This is a genomic window from Rhizobium sp. AQ_MP (assembly GCF_014237835.1).
GTDB lineage: Bacteria > Pseudomonadota > Alphaproteobacteria > Rhizobiales > Rhizobiaceae > Allorhizobium.
Map to the genome: position 1 here is coordinate 254972 of NZ_JACJVI010000004.1, position 17040 is coordinate 272011.

Below are 17040 nucleotides of genomic sequence, written 5' to 3' on the forward strand. Positions count from 1 at the left end.
GGTTTACGCCTTTTTTGCCAGACGCCTGCGGCGGCAGGCCTCGATCGCACGGTCGATGATCAGGCCCGGCGCCTTCGGATCGTCGAAAAGCATGTCGACATCCACCACGCGTGATTTCTCCCGAAGTTCTTCCGAACGGCCGTGACCACCGGTCAGGCGCACGCTGTCCTTGGCCGTTGTGACGAGCTGCAGCCCCTGCCTTTCGGCACGGGCCAGCAGGTCCGCGATCTCGTCGTCGGCGAGGTGGTGGTGGTCGGGAAAATCCTGGCGGTCGGCGATGACGGCGCCCAGCTCTTCCAGCGTGCGGTAGAACTTGTTGGGATCGGCGATGCCCGCATAGGCGAGGACCTGATAACCGGCGAGATCGTCTGCGGCGCGCGGCACGACATTGGCGACGAGCACGGGCTTGCCGCTGCGCGATGCTTGGCGGACGAACTGATCGGCGGCGTCCCCTCGCCCGACCTTCAGGATGGCATCGAGATGGCGCATCTGGATGCCGATCGGAGCGCGAACAGGCCCTGATGGGACGACCCAGCCATTGCCGATGCCTCTGAGGCTGTCGACCACGATCAGCGCGTAGTCGACGGCAAGACGCGCGCTCTGGAAACCATCATCCATGATGATGAGATCGGCGCCTTCTGCCACCAGCTTTTCGGCACCGGCGATCCGACGGCGGGAAATGACCGTCAGGCCCTCGCGGGCGAGCAGCAGCGGTTCGTCTCCGACGGCGGTGGAGCGGTGATGATGGCCGTCGACGACCGTGGTGACATCGAGCGAGCCGCCGTAACCGCGGCTTAAGAAACCCGGCTTCAGGCCCTTGGCCTTGGCGGCGCGGGCAATGGCAATTGCAGTCGGGGTCTTGCCGGCACCGCCGACGGTGAAGTTGCCGACGCAGATGACGGGAACCGGCAGTGCATGCCTGCGGCGGTGGCGCATGATGGCGCCGGAGATGCGGCCATAGACAAAGGAAAGCGGGTAAAGGCAGATCGCCTGCCAGCCGGTCTTGGTCCACCAGAAAGGCGGTGCCTCGGATACCATTCTCGTCCCTGTCGTGACCACGACGCCCCTGTGGCGTCCTTCCCTTGGGCGCAACAAGAACCATTGCAACGCATAATGGTCAAGCTGGAGCGTGCCAAAATGGCACTGACGGCATCAGGCGAGGACGGCCTCGAGCTCGGTAATGTCCGCCAGAACCATGTCGGAATGCAAGGTCAGCGTTTCGCGCGAGCCGGTGCCCGAGAGCACGCCGACCTTCAGCCCGGCGCCGGCATTTCGAGCCATGTGGAGATCGTGGTTGTTATCCCCGACGACGGCGACCTCCAGCGGGGACAGGCCGGTTGCGGCACAGAAGCCGAGCACCATTCCGGCCTCTGGCTTCTTGCCATGGCCGCTGTCATAGCCCGCGACGAAATCGATATAGGGCAGGATGCCGAAACGTTCGGCGGCCACGCGGATCGAGCGCTCGTTGTCGCTGGAGGCGATGCCGAGGCGCAGACCCTTGCCATGCAGGCGGGCGAAGAGCGGCTCAAGTTCGGTCACGGGAACGGAAAACTCGGCGGCCCGTGCAAAGCAGTCGTCGATCTTCGGAACCAGGGTTTCGAGACTGAAGGGCGAGCCAGCCTTGATCATGCCTTCGGCGATCTCGACCGTGTTTCCGGCGGCAAACAGGCTGTCGGGGACAATCGCGCCGCTCACCGGATCCATGCCGCAGGCTGTCAGCAGACGGTCTGCGAGGGACGCATCGCCGTCGGCGGCCATCAAGGCGACTTCCCGGTTGACCGGGCCCCAGCTCGCGTCGAAGTCGAGCAGCGTCCCGTCCTTGTCGAACAGAATACCGGCAATACGGGGTTTGTCGGTCATGGATAAGGTCCTGGATAAAGAATCAGCTCTGGCCTGCGACGCGCGGCTCAAGCTTGGCCTTGACTGAAAGTGGGCTGATATAGGGCTCGAGGCCCTTGAGGGTCGCGGTCAAGGCTCCGCGCATCTCCTGCATGCTTTCGAGACCGGCGTCGATCATCTTCGAGCGGGCGACTTCGTTGTTGAGGAGGAAATGCACCGCCTTGGCCAGCATCTCGGCATCGCGAACGATGCGGGCCGAACCCTTGCGCACGAGGCGCTGGTAGCTTTCGCGGAAATTGCTGACCTGCGGGCCGGAAAGAACTGCGCAGCCCAGCATGGCCGGCTCCAGCGGGTTCTGGCCACCGTCGGCGGAGAGCGAGCGCCCGACGAAGGCGACTTCGGTCAAGCGCAGGTAAAGACCCATTTCGCCAATCGTATCGCCGAGGAAGACATCGGTTTCGGGCGTGATCATATCGCCGCGGGTGCGACGGGCGACCACAAGCCCCTTTTCGACCAGCATGGCCTCGATCTCGTCGCTGCGCTCCGGATGGCGCGGCACGAGCACGGTCAGCATGCCGGTATGGGCCTTCAAGGCCCGATGGACCATGGAGGCGATCTTCTCTTCACCGTCGAAGGTGGAGATGGCGGCCCAGGTCTTGCGGTTGCCGATTTGCTGGCGATAGCGCTCCAGGACCTGCTCGTCGCAAGGCGGCGCATCGCTGTCGACCTTGATATTGCCGGAGACGCTGACCGGCCAGGCGCCGAGATCGCGGAAACGCTCGGCATCGAGATCGGATTGGGCAATCACCAGGGCAAGCTTGCCGAACAGGGTTTCGGCGATCGACGGGTGGCGCTTCCAGCGGTCGAAGGAGCGGTCCGACATGCGGGCATTGACGAGGATCTGCGGGATATGGCGGCGATGCAACTCGGCAAGCGTCGTCGGCCAGATCTCGGATTCGACGCCGATCGCAACGTCGGGCTGCCAGTAATCGAGGAAGCGGCGGACGGAGGGCAACAAATCGAGTGGCACATACTGGTGCAGCACCATATCGCCGAGGCGGTTTTTGGCGACTTCGGCGGAGGTCACGGTGCCGGTCGTCAGCAGTACGTGGATGTCGCGGCGGCGCAGTTCGCGCATCAGGGCGACGACCGCCGTCGTTTCGCCGACACTTGCCGCATGGATCCAGACCAGCGGGCCGGCCGGCCGGGCAAGGCTTGCATGGCCGAAGCGTTCGTTGCGGCGGGCGCGGTCTTCCTTGCCCTTGGCCGCACGATAGGCGAGCATCGGACGCGACAGAGGATATATGGCAAGCCCGAGCCAGCCATAGGATGTGAGCGCGAAGGATGCGAGACCGTCGCTCAGCGCCATGGTTCAGACCTGCTCATCTTCATCGACAATGCCATGTTTCCCGTTCAGGAGGCGTCGCTACGCAACAAGAGAGATGCAAGAAGACTGAGTTGAAAACGTGACCCTTTCGGGTCGGGTGCGGCGGCGGTCAACAAGCCGCCGCCTGAACCTCACTTGTCGGAGGGGTTCAGAAGCCGATGCATATGCACGATGAAGTAGCGCATATGGGCGTTGTCGACGGTTGCCTGTGCCTTTGCCTTCCATGCCACGAGTGCACTGGCGTAATCCGGGAAGATGCCGACGATGTCGAGCGCGTCCAGATCACGGAACTGCACCTCTTCGAGGTTCGACAATTCACCGCCAAAAACCAGATGGAGAAGCTGCTTGTTTTCGTTGGTTTCCGTCATGATTGCGGCCTTTTTCGCATTCTTGGTCTGTTGCAATCCATCTGCGCGATTTCCCCTGAAAGGTCAACTCCGTGGAACTCGGGTGATGTTCTTGAGCAATGCCGGAAGAAGGTCACCCGATGCTGCGCACAGCACGGGATGGGTGACGTCTTGCCTGTTATAAACGAGCGGCTGGCCCTCGAGATCGGTGATCGACCCGCCGGCCCGCGTCAGGATCAGATCGGCGGCGGCCAGGTCCCAATCGTGTGAACTCTTCTTGACCAGCGTCGCATCGATACGGCCATCGGCGACCAGAGCCAGGCGATAGGCGAGCGAAGGGATATGCTCGACGCGCTCGATGCGGGGTCTCAGCACCGGGCTGAAGCTTGCTATCATGTCCTGGGCGGAGGCGACCTTCAGGCTACCCTCGATGCCGGCCGTCGATACGGTGATGTCCTGGCCGTTGCGCCTTGCCGGACCGGCCGCAGTTGCCGTGAATTCCTCACCGAGGGAGGGCGCGACGAGAATGCCCGCGACCGGCTTTCCCTTGTGGACAACGGCGACCGACACACACCAGGTGTCCTTGCCGGCCAGGAAGGCGCGGGTGCCGTCGATCGGGTCGATGACGAAGAGGGTTTCGCAGGAAAGGCGTGCCGGGTCGTCATCGGTCTCTTCCGACAGCCAGCCATAATTTGGCCGGGCGTGGCGGAGGATTTCCTCCAGAATGCGGTTGGCGGCATAATCGGCAGCACTGACCGGCGAGCGGCCCTCGTTCTTCCACCAGACTTCCGGCGACTGGCCGAAATGGGCCATGGCCACCTTGCCCGCCTCGCGGGCCGCTTCGGTGATCAAAGCGAGATCCGCCTGCCAGTCGAAACGGGGTGCGCTTTCCGGCTTTCGATCAGAGTCCGGCAAGGGTCATGCCCTCGATGGCGAGCGTGGGAGCGGCCACACCGAACTTGCGGTCGATGTCGTTGGCGACCGTGATCCGCATGAACATGTCCTTGAGGTTCGAAGCCAGTGTGATCTCGGAGACCGGATAGGTGAGCTCACCGTTTTCGATCCAGTAGCCACTCGCACCGCGACTATAGTCGCCAGTGATCATGTCGACGCCACTGCCGATCATGTCGGTGACGTAAAGGCCCGTGCCGACGCTGCGGATCAGCTCTTCCGGCGAGATGTCGCCGGGCTCCAGCGCGAGGTTGGTTGAGGATGGCGAGACGGAGGTGCCGCCGCGCACGCCGCGACCATTGGTCTTGAGCCCCAGTTCGCGGGCGGCAGACGACGAGAGGAACCAGTGCTTCAGCACCCCGTCCTCGATCATGGTCAGCGCCTTGCCCGAAACGCCTTCGCCATCGAAGGGGCGAGAGGAGGAGCCGCGCATCTTCAGCGGATCGTCGGTGATGTTGAGGCCGGCCTTCAGCACCTGCTGCCCCATCTTGTCGCGCAGGAAGGAGGTTTTGCGGGCGACCGAAGCACCGTTGATGGCGCCGGCGATCGTGCCGACAAAACCACGGGCGACACGTGGGTCGAAGACGACGGTGAGGTTCGAGGCGGTCGGCACTTGACGCGGGTTCAGGCGGCGGATGGCGCGCTCGGCGGCGCGGCGGCCGATGTCCTCGGGGCTGTCGAGTTCGGCGAAATAGAGGCGGCTGTCGAAATCATGGTCGCGCTCCATCTTGGTGCCCTCGCCGGCGATGACGCCGACGGAGCGGGAGAAGCGCGAGCCGGCATAGCTGCCGGAAAAGCCGTGCGAGGTGACGAGCACCAGACCGCCCATGCCGGCGGAGGCACCGGCACCCAGCGAGTTGCTGACGCCGTTGACCGAGCGTGCCGCCTCTTCCATGGCCAGCGCGCTCTCGCGCAGCTGGTCGCTTGAGACATCCGTGTCGTCGAAGAGCTGGAGATCGGCGATTTCGCGTGCCAGATCGCCTTCGTCGGCGAGGCCGGCAAAGGGATCTTCGGGAGACACCTTGGCCATGGCGACCGCGCGCTCGGCGAGCGCCTTCAGGTCGAAGCCGGGATTGGCCGAGACGCTTGCCACCTGGCGGCCGATGAAGACGCGCAGCGAGAAGTCGTCGCTTTCGGATGCTTCCGTCGACTCGACCTTGCCGAGACGCACGCTCACACCCTTGGAGCGGGAGCGGACAACGACGGCATCGGCCTTGTCGGCACCCGCCTTGATGGCAAGATCGACAAGCTGTTCGGCGCGTTCGAGGAGGTTGGCGGAATCGATTTGATTGGGCATAGGTTGGCCTTTCCTTCCCGCTCCATTTATTGTGCCTTACAAGGGGCATCAAGGGCGGTTCGGGCTTTTCCATTCACGAGCCCGGCATAGGCCCACGAGAAGTCCGCCTGACGTCGGCAAACAAGGAGAATAGACTTGGCCAGCGCAACCGAAGCCCTGTTTGCCCAACCCCTGCTTCTGCTCGGCGGTGCCGTCATCGCGGCCCCGATTTTCCGCAAACTCGGGCTTGGGACCGTGCTGGGCTATCTCGCGGCCGGCGTGATCATCGGCCCTGTGCTGCATCTGATCGGTGGCTCGGGCGAAATCCTCGCCGTGGCCGAACTCGGCGTCGTGCTGCTGCTCTTCATCATCGGGCTTGAGCTCAAGCCCAGCCGCCTCTGGCATATGCGGCGCGACATCTTTGGGCTGGGCACCAGTCAGGTCGTGCTCACAGGTCTGGCGCTGACGGGCATCGTGATGGCTTCGGGTCTGCTCGACTGGCGCGGGGCGCTGGTTGCGGGGTTCGGCCTGGCGCTGTCATCGACCGCCTTTGCCCTGCAGCTTCTGGAGGATTATGGCGACATGAACAGTCGCTACGGACAGCGGTCCTTCTCGATCCTGCTGTTCCAGGACCTCGCGATCGTGCCGCTTCTGGCGATGGTTTCGGTGCTCGGTGCACAGGGAGGCGGGGCTGAGCAGTCACCGCTTCTTGAAGTGGCAATCGCGGTCGGAGCCGTGATCGCGATGATCCTGGCTGGCCGCTACCTGCTGACTCCGATGTTCCAGATCATCGCCAGGACCGGCGCCCGCGAGGTGATGATTGCCGCAGCCTTGTTCGTGGTGCTCGGATCGGCCTATCTCATGCAGGTCGCCGGGCTTTCCATGGCCATGGGCGCCTTCCTCGCCGGCGTGATGCTGGCGGAATCCTCCTATCGCCACGAGCTGGAGGCCGATATCGAGCCGTTCCGCGGCTTGCTGCTGGCGCTCTTCTTCATCGCCGTAGGGCTTTCGATGGAACTGCAGGTGATTACCGACAACCTGCTCTTGATCGCGCTTGCCGTACCGGTGCTGATGGCGGTCAAGGCACTTGCGATCTTCACGATCTGCAGAATCGCCGGATCGTCGCGCAATGATGCAATCCAGATCGCCATGCTCCTGCCGCAAGGCGGAGAGTTCGGCTTCGTGCTATTCACTACGGCTGCGGCGGCCGGCCTGTTCAGCGGCGCGGAGGCCTCGCTGCTGATCTCGATCGTCACCCTCTCGATGGCGCTGACGCCGCTGACGGCGATGATCGGCCAGAGGTTGCTGAGCCGGGATTCCGTCGAAAAGGAAGAGATGGAAGAGGATTTCGAAGGGGCCGGATCCGACGTGCTGATGATCGGCTTCTCGCGCTTCGGCCAGATCGCGGCGCAGATCCTGCTGGCCAGCGGACGGGACGTGACCATTCTCGACGACAGCCCGGACCGCATTCGTCAAGCGGCGACCTTCGGCTTCCGGATTTATTTCGGAGACGGCACACGGCTCGACATGCTGCGCGCAGCCGGCATCGAGAAGGCGAAGATCGTTGCCGTGTGTACGCACAAGAAGGAAATCACCGACAAGATCGTCGACCTTATCCGGTCAGAATACCCGGATGTCCGGCTCTTCGTGCGCGCCTATGACCGGATCCACAGCCTCGAACTGCGGGCCAGGGACGTGGAATACGAGCTGCGCGAGACCTTCGAGTCCGGTCTGCTTTTCGGTCGCCGAACCCTGGAGGGCCTGGGGGCTACCGAGGACGAGGCCTATGAAATCGGCGAGGATATCCGCCGGCGTGACGAAGAACGGTTGAGGCTTCAGGCACAGGAAGGCATTCTTGCCGGCCGGGAACTGATGCACAAGCGACCGGTGAAACCGGAACCGCTGATCAAGCCGAAGAAACCGATCCAGACGGTCGAGGAAGACGACAAGATACCAGCGGCCTGATCGCGCTCAGTGGCGGACGAAATCCTCGATCCGGGCAGCAAGATCACGCTTCAGCGGATCCTTCAGGCGGTCGCAGATCTCGAGGATCTGGCGGGCCTTGAAGAAGTCGAGGACCTTGTAGCTGTTGACCTCCGGCCGGATGTAGATATCCGGCTGGCAGATCTTCATCTTCAGCGCGATATGCGACTGCATCATCAGCTGCGAGGCGCCGAAGAGGCTGTCGATGCGGTTCGGGACGAGCGAGCCATCGCCTTCCGGCGCACCGATGACGTCGATCGCCACCATGATATCGGTCTTGCCGACGAGATGGTCGTAAGGGACCGGGTTGAAGATGCCGCCATCGATCATAAGCCGACCATCAATCGTCACGGGTGCGAAAAGCGCCGGGATGGCCGCCGATGCCGACAGCGCTTCGTAAAGATCGCCTTCGCTGCGGACCATTTCGCACTGGCCGTAGTAGTCGGTCGCGATCACCGTCAGCGGCAGTCTCAGGTCTGCAAAACTCTCGGGGATCTGCGGCGGCAGGAAGGCGCGCAAGAGGCGCGGCAGGTTGAACTGGCCAAGCCGAAAACCGCCCAGCGCGCGGATGCTGGCCGGGCGCAGGCTCCAGAAACGGTTGAGAACAAGGCCCCGGTTGTCGGCGAGTTCCAGGGTGTAGTCCCTGATGTCGCGACCGCTCATGCCGGCGGCATAGCCCGCACCGAGGATCGCGCCCATGGACGAGCCGGCAATCAGCGCCGGCCTGATGCCGAGTTCATCGAAGACTTCGAGAACCGGAATATGGGCAAAGCCGCGAGCGCCCCCTGCCCCAAGCGCCAGACCGATCGTCGGATCGGCCTTGACGGCTGTGGATGGGATGGGCGTTTCTGCAACGAGATCCATGGGCTCAGCCTTTCTCCACTGACGGGATCAGGATGGCCTATAGGAAAAGAAGTACATTTTCGTGTCACCGAAGGTGCGCTCCTCGATGAAGGCGAAGACCGGATCGACGGAGACCTGCACATCGCCGCGCTCTTCGAGGATGACGAGCGCATCCTTCGCCAGCCAGCCACCCTGATGGGCGGACAGGAGCGCCTTTTCCCCCAACCCCTTCCCATAGGGCGGATCGGCAAACAGAAGCTCGAAGGGTTCGATATTGTTCGAGGGGCCGAGGCTGGTGGCGTCGCGCCTCAGGATGCGGGCCCGGCCGTGCAGGCCGAGCGCATCGATGTTTTCCCACAGAAGGCTGCGGCCCTCGACGCTGTTTTCGACAAACAGCGCCGACTTGCAGCCGCGCGACAGCGCCTCGATGCCAACGGCACCTGTCCCGGCAAAAAGGTCGAGGATGCGGGTGCCGTCGAGCACGCCCGGATGGGCGTGCGCGAGGATGTTGAAGAGGCTTTCGCGCGTCCGGTCGATGGTCGGCCGGATGTCATTCGACTTCGGCGTGGCCAGGCTGCGGCCACGAAACTCACCGCCGACGATGCGCATGCCGGTTTACCTCTTGCCCTTCGGGGCGCCGCTGCGGCCACCGGAGGGCTTACCGCCCGGGCCACCCGCGCGCGGGCCACCGGCAGGACGACCGCCTGGCTTGCCGCCAAAGCTCTTGCCACCACCGGGCTTGCCACCAAACGACTTTCCACCAGGCTTACCTGCGGGCTTGCCGCCGAAGGATTTGCCTGCAGGCTTGTCACCGAAGGGCTTTCCGCCACGCGGCTTGTCGCCGAAGGGACGTTCGCCACGCGGGCGGTCATCCCGGGGTCTGTCGTCGCGGGGACGATCATCGCGCGGGCGATCGCCACGCGGAGGACGATCACCAAAGTCACGCTTCGGACCACGGTCGGAAAACTCGCGGCGCGGGCCGCGGTCTTCACCTTCGCGACGCGGCGCTCGTTCGGCACGGTCGCCGAAATCGCGGCGAGGTCCACGGTCGGCACCTTCGCGGCGCGGAGCGCGATCGTCACCGTCACGACGGGGCGGACGGGCACCGAAGCCACCAGGCTTACCACCGCGGCCGCCGGGCTTCTGATCCGGACCGTCGGCGCGGATCCAGTCACCCTCTTCGTCGCGGGCACGAGTGATCTGAACGGTCGAGGTCGGTCGGTCGTCAAAACGGTCAACGGGCTTTGCGCCCCGCGGATCGGGCTTCCGGCGCGCTGCGGCGGCGGCTGCCTTTTCGCCAAGCGGACGGGCGCCGGGCGCCATCCAGACATTGGCGGTGCGGCCTTTGGTGTTGCCAGCCGGACGCTTCGGCTTGTCGCCAAACTTGTCGCCGGACTTGCCATCGTCGCGGCGCGTGTCGAGGCGTCCGAGTGCCTTCTCGCGGCGGTCGCCCTTGTCGGACCAGTCTTTTGGCGCGCGCTTCTTGTCTGTCGGGCGCTCTTCGCGGCTCCAGTCGGACTTCGTTTCGCGGCCGGGCTTCTTCGCCGTCGCTTGCGCCTCTTCCTCGTCGGTCTCGACGCCGTGGCTGTAAAGCGGCGCGTCGAAATTGGCCTTGGATTCCTCGATCAGGCGGGGACCGAGCTGGTCGCGCAGCATGCGGCCGCGGACCTCAAGCACCTTTCCTTCCGGCAGGTCGCCAAGCTGGAAGGGACCGTAGGAGATACGGATCAGGCGGTTGACCTCGAGACCAAGCGCGCCGAGCACGTTCTTGATTTCGCGGTTCTTGCCTTCGCGCAGACCCATGGTGATCCAGACATTGTGGCCCTGCTTGCGGTCGAGCGTGGCGTCGATCGCGCCATAGAGCACGCCGTCGACGGCGATGCCTTCCTTCAGCGCGTCGAGCGCCGGCTGGTCGACCTCGCCATAGGCGCGCACGCGGTAGCGGCGCAGCCAGCCGGTGGTCGGCAGTTCGAGCACGCGGGCGAGACCGCCGTCATTGGTGAGCAGCAGCAGGCCCTCGGTGTTGATGTCGAGGCGGCCGATCGACATGACGCGCGGCAGCTCTTCTGGCAGGTTCTCGAACACTGTCGGGCGGCCTTCCGGATCGGAATTCGTCGTCACCAGGCCGGCCGGCTTGTGGTAGAGCCACAGACGGGTACGTTCGATGCCACGGATCGGATGACCGTCGACCTCGATCTTGTCGGCGAGCGTCGCATTGACGACGGGGGTGTCGAGCACCTTGCCGTTCATCGACACGCGGCCTTCCATGATCATGCGCTCGATGTCGCGGCGCGAGGCGACGCCGGCGCGGGCGAGCAGCTTGGAGATACGTTCGGGCTTGACGACGTCGTCGCTCGCGGTTGCTTCGGCACGCGGAGCGCGGGCGGGCTTCGACGCGGGCTTGTCTTCGAACTTGTCGGCCGAACGGGCGGTTGGTTTTCTGGTTTGCGGCTTGCCGCTGCGGTCGGAGGACTTTGCCCCCGGACGCCTGGACTTGTCTTTGAATGTCATTTGCTGTTTGCCTGTGGTTTGGGCTGTCGTATCAGGTCGCGCGGCTCTGGTTAAGTGGAAAGTTCAGGCATGGCGCAGACAAACGGCTTCATGGAAGCGGCTTTCGAGGAGGCGCGGGCCGCCGGCGCCCGGGGCGAGGTTCCGATCGGCGCCGTGGTCGTGCGCGACGGCGAGATCCTTGCACGAGCCGGCAACGAAACGCGCGCGCTGAACGATGTCACGGCGCATGCCGAGGTGCTGGCCATCCGGCGCGCGGCCTCTGCCGTCGGGGACGAGCGTCTCGTCGATGCCGATCTTTACGTGACGCTCGAGCCCTGCACCATGTGCGCCGCTGCAATCTCCTTTGCCCGTATTCGCCGACTCTATTATGCTGCGCAGGATGTGAAAGGCGGAGCGGTGGAGAATGGCGTGCGCTTCTACGAGCAGGCAACCTGCCATCACGTACCGGACGTCTATTCGGGCATCCGCGAAAGCGAGGCCGCCGAGATGATGCGCAACTTCTTCCAGGACAGGAGAGATTGATGATCTATGTCGTGCTCGCTCTTTCGATCGGGATCATGGCATCCATTTCGATCTGGGCCTATCGCAATGTTGCGCCGCAGGCGGACAGGCTGCCAATGCAGTGGTCGGCGCGCGGAGAGATCAACTGGCGGGCTCCGCGCATCGTCGCCGTGGCGGCATCGCCGCTGCTGATGATCAGCCTCATCGTGATCATCTTCATATTTTCCCGGCATGACCATGCCGAGCGCAACATGGCCTTGCTCTGGGTTTCGTTCATCGGTCCGGCCTTGCAGGCCCTGCACATGGCGCTTGTCGCACGCACTGTCGAAAACGAGGAGTAACTCTCGATCAGGAACCGGCGAAGGTCTTCAGCTTGTCGCCGGCCATCCGATAGCGGATCCACTCCGTCTGCGGTTCGGCACCGACGGCGTCATAGACGCGGATCGCCGGCTCGTTCCAGTCGAGCACGCTCCATTCAAACCGGCCACAGCCCTTGTCTACCGCGATGCGTGCGAGATGCTTGAGCAGCAGCTTGCCGGCCCCTGAACCACGATAATCCGGGGAGACATAGAGATCTTCGAGATAGAGGCCGTTCTTCGCCTGCCAGGTCGAGTAGCTGTAGAACCAGACGGCAAAGCCGGCCGGACGACCGTCATAGTCAAGGATCGCAGCCTCGGTCACCGAACCTTCGCCGAAGATCGAGGCGCGGATCGTCTCTTCGGTCGCCTCCACCTCATGGCCTGCCTTTTCATAGACGGCAAGTTCGGTGATGAAGCCCAGAATGATGGCGGCATCGTCCGATGTTGCGGGGCGGATGGTGAACGGCATGTCTCGACCTCAAGCAAAAGGGCAGGTCGTTTCCGCCCTGCCCCGGTATGATGTGCTGCAAAAGACGCTTATTGGAAGGGCATCCACCAGGAGCTACTCTGCCGGGCGGCCTTGGCCTCCTTCTTGCGGCGCTTTTCCTTCTTCAGTTCCGGTTCGCCGAGATCGGTCAGCGCCACGTCCTGGGTCTGGCGATATTCGGCCGGCGGATCGGAGAGAAGGCGGCGTTGATCGAGGTACGCACCCTTCTGGAGCGCACGCGCGTCGCGGAAGGCCTGCCATTTCTGCGTCTCGGTCAGGGTGCCGGCCGTGCCATAGCCTGCGAGCAGCGGCGAGCGGTAACGCGGATTGTTGGCATTGGCATCAGCCTCGGCCACGAGACGCTCGCGCGCCTCTTCCGGCGATTCCACCCATTCCGGATTGTTTTCACGGTTGGCAACCGATGTCTGTGGGGCAACGAGGGCCGCAGTCTGCGCGCCACCCGGCGGCAGAACGAGGTCCGGACGCGGATTGTATTTCGTGCCCTTGTTGGCAGCTTCTCGCGGGGCGATCGAGACGGCGGAGCCGACGTCATCCACCAGCTGCTCCATCGCGGTCTTGTCGGTGCCGTAGGTCGGGCTGCCGACGCAACCGGAAAGACCTGCCGTGACGCCGAAAAGACCGACCAGACCCAGGCCAACTCTGAACAGATATGCCGAATTCATGAATGCCTACCAGCCTCGCCGCAGTTTCATAAGTCGTGCCGAATACTCCCGACCAGCCCTGCCGGTCGATTTCGGCCAATTTCAGGCAGTTTTACCGGATGACCCGCGAAAGCGCAAATCATCCGGTCACATTTCCTCAAGCCAGGCTTTCTTAGCCAGCCAGCGCCTTGAGTTCGCGCAGCGCCTGGGCGTCGCGCGCCGACACATCCGGATAATCCGGATCGGAGCCCACGTCCCTGGTGATCTTCCAGGAGCGGGCGCATTTCGTGCCTTCGGCAAGCTTCGGCTCTACGGCGACCTTGGTGCCATCGTCGAGACGGAAGGCTTCGGCAGGGCCTTCACCTGCGACAACGGAGATGTCGGAGGTGATGCAGATCTCGGCGAAGTCGAGACCGTCTAGCGCCTTCAGAAGCTCCGCATCGGCGACATGCACGACCGGGGCGGCTTCCAGCGAAGAGCCGATGCGCTTTTCCTTGCGCTCGATTTCCAAGGCACCGGTGACGGCACGGCGGACGGCGCGAACGCCCTTCCACTTTTCGGCGATGGCCTCGTTGGACCAGTCGGCCGGGATCACCGGGAACTGTTCCAGATGGACCGATTCGGCCTTCGGATCGCGCGAGAGCCAGGCCTCTTCCGTCGTGAAGGGCATCATCGGGGCAAACCACAGGACCAGGCAGTCGAACAGCTTGCGGATGACGAAGAGGGCCGAGCGGCGCTTCAGGCTCGACGGGGCGTCGCAATAGAGCGTGTCCTTGCGGATATCGAAATAGAAGGCCGAGAGTTCGACATTGGCGAAGTCCGAAAGCGCGCGGACGATGCGCTTGAAGTCGAATTCGTCATAGGACTTGCGGACCAGCTGGTCGAGTTCGGCCAGGCGATGCAGCATCAGCTTTTCGAGTTCCGGCAGGTCGGCATAGGAAATCTCGTCGCCGTGGTCATGGGCGAGCGTGCCGAGCATCCAGCGGATGGTGTTGCGGATCTTGCGGTAGGCGTCGATGTTGGTCTGGATGATCGTCTTGCCGAGGCGCTGGTCTTCGGCATAGTCGGTCGACATGACCCAGAGGCGCAGGATATCGGCGCCGGATTCCTTCATCACATCCTGCGGCGTCACCGTGTTGCCGAGCGACTTCGACATCTTGCGACCGTCTTCCGCCATCGTGAAGCCATGGGTGATGACGGCGTTATAGGGCGCACGGCCACGGGTGGCGCAGCTTTCCAGGAGCGAGGAATGGAACCAGCCGCGATGCTGGTCGGAGCCTTCCAGATAGACATCGGCCGGCCATTTCAGGTCCGGGCGATCTTCCAGCGTGAAGGTGTGGGTCGAGCCACTATCGAACCAGACGTCGAGAATGTCGGTGACCATCTGCCACTTGTCGCCGTCATGCTCGTTTCCGAGGAAACGCTCCTTGGCACCTTCGGCAAACCAGGCGTCGGCGCCTTCCTTTTCGAAGGCTTCGAGGATGCGGGCGTTAACCTTCTCATCCTTCAGGACATTGCCTTCGGCATCGGCGAAGACGCAGATCGGCACGCCCCAGGCGCGCTGACGCGAGAGCACCCAATCCGGGCGCTGCTCGATCATGGCGCGCAGGCGGTTCTGGCCACCGGCGGGGACAAAACGGGTCTGATCGATGGCCGAGAGCGCGCGGGTGCGCAGGGTCGAGCCGTCGCCGAGTTCCTTGTCCATGTAGACGAACCACTGCGGCGTGTTGCGGAAGATGACCGGCTTCTTGGAGCGCCAGGAATGCGGATATTCGTGCTTGATGCGGCCACGGGCGAAGAGGTTGTTGGCGGCGATCAGTGCCTCGATGACGCGCTTGTTGGCGTCGCCCTTCTTGCCGTTGTCATCGAGCACACGCGCGGCACCGCCTTCAGCCGAGGGGCCGAAACCGGGGGCGTCTTCCGTGTAGAAGCCGGCGTCATCGACCGGGAACGGGATTTTCGTTTCGATACCACGGGCTTCGAGCGCGCGGACATTGGCCATCCAGGCTTCAAAGTCTTCGCGGCCATGGGACGGCGCCGTGTGGACAAAACCGGTACCGGCGTCGTCGGTGACGTGATCGCCGTCGAGCATGGGCACGGCGAAGGTGTAGCCCATGGATGCCAGCGGGTGGGCGCAGGTGATGGCGCCAAGTTCGGCACCGGTCACGTCGCGGACGAGCTTGAAGGTCACCTTAGCTTTGGTGGCTGCGTCTTCGGCCAGGCGCTTGGCGAAGATCAGCTTCTCGCCCGGCTGCGGACCGAAGTCGTTGGTGGCTTCCGTGATCTCGTAGAGACCGTATTCGATCTTGGAAGAATAGGAGATCGCGCGGTTGCCCGGGATGGTCCATGGGGTGGTTGTCCAGATGACGACGGACGCCGACTTCAGATCCGCGGCGCCTTCGACTACCGGGAACTTCACCCAGATCGTGTCGCTCTCGACTTCGGCATATTCCACTTCGGCTTCGGCGAGCGCCGTGCGTTCGACGACCGACCACATGATCGGCTTCGATCCACGATAGAGCTGGCCGGACATGGCGATCTTCAGGAGTTCGCCGGCGATCCTGGCTTCCGCGTGGAAGGCCATGGTCGTGTAGGGATTGTCGAAATCGCCCTCGATGCCGAGGCGACGGAACTCTTCGGCCTGGATGTTGATCCAGCCTTGGGCAAACTCGCGGCATTCCTTGCGGAATTCGTTGACCGGGACCTCGTTCTTGTCCTTGCCCTTTTCGCGATACTTTTCCTCGATCTTCCACTCGATCGGCAGGCCATGGCAGTCCCAGCCGGGCACGTAGTTGGAATCAAAGCCGCGCATCTGGAAAGAGCGCGTGATGACGTCCTTCAGCACCTTGTTCAGCGCATGGCCGATATGGATGTTGCCGTTGGCATAGGGCGGGCCGTCATGCAGGACGAATTTTTCGCGGCCGACGGCCGAGGCGCGCAGCTTCTTGTAAAGCCCCATCTGCTTCCACTTCGCCGCCATTTCCGGCTCCTTCTGGGGAAGGCCGGCGCGCATCGGGAATTCGGTCTCGGGCAGATAAAGGGTCTTGGAATAATCTGTCTTTTCAGGGGTATCGGTCATGGATCAGCCATCGGATGGGGCGACCTCAAACGGTCGCGGAATTACGTCTTGGAGTGGCGGCAAGCGGGCGTCAGGCTTCAAACCCAACGCCAAAAACCCGGACCTTCCCGCAGCTTCTCAAGCCGCCGGGAGGGCCGGGCCAATAATTCGAATGATCCGGGCCGCCAGAAGATACGTCATGTCGCCGCGTTCTTTAGGGGTTTTTCGCGCCGAAAGGAAGGGGGCAAGATGGGCGAGATGGACAGGTCAAAGCGACACGCTTAAACTCACTTCACAACTGCAGGTCCTGAGCCTTTTTGACGGCAGAACGGAAGTGCCATGACGCGCAAGGCGCATATTCAAATCGACATCGACGCTAAACTGGCCAACGACTTCGCTGCCGCGGTTACCTCCGCGCAGACGTCTGAAGCCGAAGTGCTGCGGGAGATGGTTGAAGACTACGTCGAGCGCCAGAAGGTCGATAGCGGCTATCGTCAGTTTCTGGAGGCCAAGGTTGCGCGTGGCCGCGAAGACGTGGCTGCAGGAGCGGTCGTCACGGCAGACAATACCGAACAGATGTTTGCCGAGCGACGGGAAATGGCTCTCAAGGCGAGCCGCTCATGATCGTTCGATGGACGCGTCAGGCCATTCGTGACCGCGCTTCCATCTTCGACTACCTCGTGGCGAAAAACCCGATGGCAGCGCTGTCCATCGACCACAGCTTCGAACAGGCCGCCATCCAGCTTGGTCAGTTTTCCCATTCCGGCTAAATCGGCCTGGTCCTTGGCACCCGTGAACTTCTGCCGCATCCCAGTTATCGCCTTATCTATGAGGTA

General features: G+C 63.2%; 17 protein-coding genes. 5 read left to right on the top strand and 12 right to left on the bottom strand.

Annotated elements, in window-relative coordinates; all coding sequences use genetic code 11:
- Positions 1–3 precede the first annotated feature (3 nt).
- The 6 genes from lpxK to H6M51_RS09310 all read right to left on the bottom strand — a co-directional run bounded on the left by lpxK (position 4) and on the right by H6M51_RS09310 (position 5821).
- A complete protein-coding gene (lpxK, locus tag H6M51_RS09285; RefSeq protein WP_185809580.1) occupies positions 4–1038 on the bottom strand; it encodes a tetraacyldisaccharide 4'-kinase in 1035 nt (344 codons plus the stop codon).
- A 114-nt stretch (positions 1039–1152) separates the two neighbouring features.
- Positions 1153–1860 carry an HAD family hydrolase gene (locus H6M51_RS09290; RefSeq protein WP_185809581.1) on the bottom strand — a complete coding sequence of 236 codons (708 nt, stop codon included), beginning with the start codon at positions 1858–1860 and terminating at the stop codon, positions 1153–1155.
- 22 nt (positions 1861–1882) lie between these two features.
- Entirely contained in the window at positions 1883–3202 is a 1320-nt protein-coding gene (gene waaA / locus H6M51_RS09295) for a lipid IV(A) 3-deoxy-D-manno-octulosonic acid transferase (protein WP_185809663.1), read from the bottom strand.
- A 155-nt stretch (positions 3203–3357) separates the two neighbouring features.
- The gene (locus H6M51_RS09300) at positions 3358–3594 is read right to left on the bottom strand and encodes a DUF4170 domain-containing protein (protein ID WP_162548176.1); all 237 of its coding nucleotides are present in this window, start codon (positions 3592–3594) and stop codon (positions 3358–3360) included.
- A gap of 63 nt (positions 3595–3657) precedes the next feature.
- Positions 3658–4488 carry a 3'(2'),5'-bisphosphate nucleotidase CysQ gene (locus H6M51_RS09305; RefSeq protein ID WP_185809582.1) on the bottom strand — a complete coding sequence of 277 codons (831 nt, stop codon included), beginning with the start codon at positions 4486–4488 and terminating at the stop codon, positions 3658–3660.
- Entirely contained in the window at positions 4475–5821 is a 1347-nt protein-coding gene (locus H6M51_RS09310; protein ID WP_185809583.1) for a TldD/PmbA family protein, read from the bottom strand. Before H6M51_RS09310 ends, H6M51_RS09305 begins: the two co-directional genes overlap by 14 nt.
- A gap of 135 nt (positions 5822–5956) precedes the next feature.
- Here H6M51_RS09310 and H6M51_RS09315 point away from each other — a divergent pair, with 135 nt between their 5' ends.
- A complete protein-coding gene (locus H6M51_RS09315; protein WP_162548173.1) occupies positions 5957–7765 on the top strand; it encodes a monovalent cation:proton antiporter-2 (CPA2) family protein in 1809 nt (602 codons plus the stop codon).
- 6 nt (positions 7766–7771) lie between these two features.
- On the opposite strand, the gene H6M51_RS09320 is transcribed toward H6M51_RS09315, so the two are convergent.
- Genes H6M51_RS09320 through H6M51_RS09330 form a run of 3 tightly spaced genes read right to left on the bottom strand, consistent with a single transcriptional unit; the run spans position 7772 to position 11137 of the window.
- A complete protein-coding gene (locus H6M51_RS09320; RefSeq protein WP_185809584.1) occupies positions 7772–8647 on the bottom strand; it encodes a patatin-like phospholipase family protein in 876 nt (291 codons plus the stop codon).
- A 27-nt stretch (positions 8648–8674) separates the two neighbouring features.
- Positions 8675–9235 (bottom strand): 16S rRNA (guanine(966)-N(2))-methyltransferase RsmD, encoded by a 561-nt coding sequence (gene rsmD / locus H6M51_RS09325; protein ID WP_162548170.1) that lies wholly within the window; start codon positions 9233–9235, stop codon positions 8675–8677.
- Between the two features lie 6 nt (positions 9236–9241).
- On the bottom strand, positions 9242–11137 hold the full coding sequence (locus H6M51_RS09330; RefSeq protein ID WP_185809585.1) for a pseudouridine synthase: 1896 nt from the start codon (positions 11135–11137) through the stop codon (positions 9242–9244).
- Between the two features lie 69 nt (positions 11138–11206).
- Between H6M51_RS09330 and H6M51_RS09335 the strand changes: the two genes are divergently transcribed.
- Both H6M51_RS09335 and H6M51_RS09340 read left to right on the top strand, forming a co-directional pair.
- Positions 11207–11659, top strand: a complete 453-nt coding sequence (locus tag H6M51_RS09335; protein ID WP_185809586.1) for a nucleoside deaminase — start codon at positions 11207–11209, stop codon at positions 11657–11659.
- The gene (locus tag H6M51_RS09340; protein ID WP_162548167.1) at positions 11659–11979 is read left to right on the top strand and encodes a hypothetical protein; all 321 of its coding nucleotides are present in this window, start codon (positions 11659–11661) and stop codon (positions 11977–11979) included. Before H6M51_RS09335 ends, H6M51_RS09340 begins: the two co-directional genes overlap by 1 nt.
- 7 nt (positions 11980–11986) lie before the next feature.
- Here the strand turns inward: H6M51_RS09340 and H6M51_RS09345 are convergent, their stop codons facing one another.
- From H6M51_RS09345 to ileS, 3 genes are all read right to left on the bottom strand, one after another.
- Positions 11987–12466: a GNAT family N-acetyltransferase gene (locus H6M51_RS09345; protein WP_185809587.1), complete on the bottom strand. Its 480-nt coding sequence runs from the start codon at positions 12464–12466 to the stop codon at positions 11987–11989.
- Positions 12467–12534: 68 nt separating this feature from the next.
- Positions 12535–13167, bottom strand: a complete 633-nt coding sequence (locus H6M51_RS09350) for a hypothetical protein (RefSeq protein WP_162548165.1) — start codon at positions 13165–13167, stop codon at positions 12535–12537.
- A 151-nt stretch (positions 13168–13318) separates the two neighbouring features.
- Entirely contained in the window at positions 13319–16225 is a 2907-nt protein-coding gene (gene ileS / locus H6M51_RS09355; RefSeq protein ID WP_185809588.1) for an isoleucine--tRNA ligase, read from the bottom strand.
- Between the two features lie 318 nt (positions 16226–16543).
- Between ileS and H6M51_RS09360 the strand changes: the two genes are divergently transcribed.
- Together H6M51_RS09360 and H6M51_RS24615 are read left to right on the top strand one after the other, a co-directional pair.
- Positions 16544–16828 carry a hypothetical protein gene (locus H6M51_RS09360; RefSeq protein WP_185809589.1) on the top strand — a complete coding sequence of 95 codons (285 nt, stop codon included), beginning with the start codon at positions 16544–16546 and terminating at the stop codon, positions 16826–16828.
- Positions 16825–16974 (top strand): type II toxin-antitoxin system RelE/ParE family toxin, encoded by a 150-nt coding sequence (locus tag H6M51_RS24615; RefSeq protein WP_246780452.1) that lies wholly within the window; start codon positions 16825–16827, stop codon positions 16972–16974. Before H6M51_RS09360 ends, H6M51_RS24615 begins: the two co-directional genes overlap by 4 nt.
- The last annotated feature ends 66 nt before the right edge of the window (positions 16975–17040 follow it).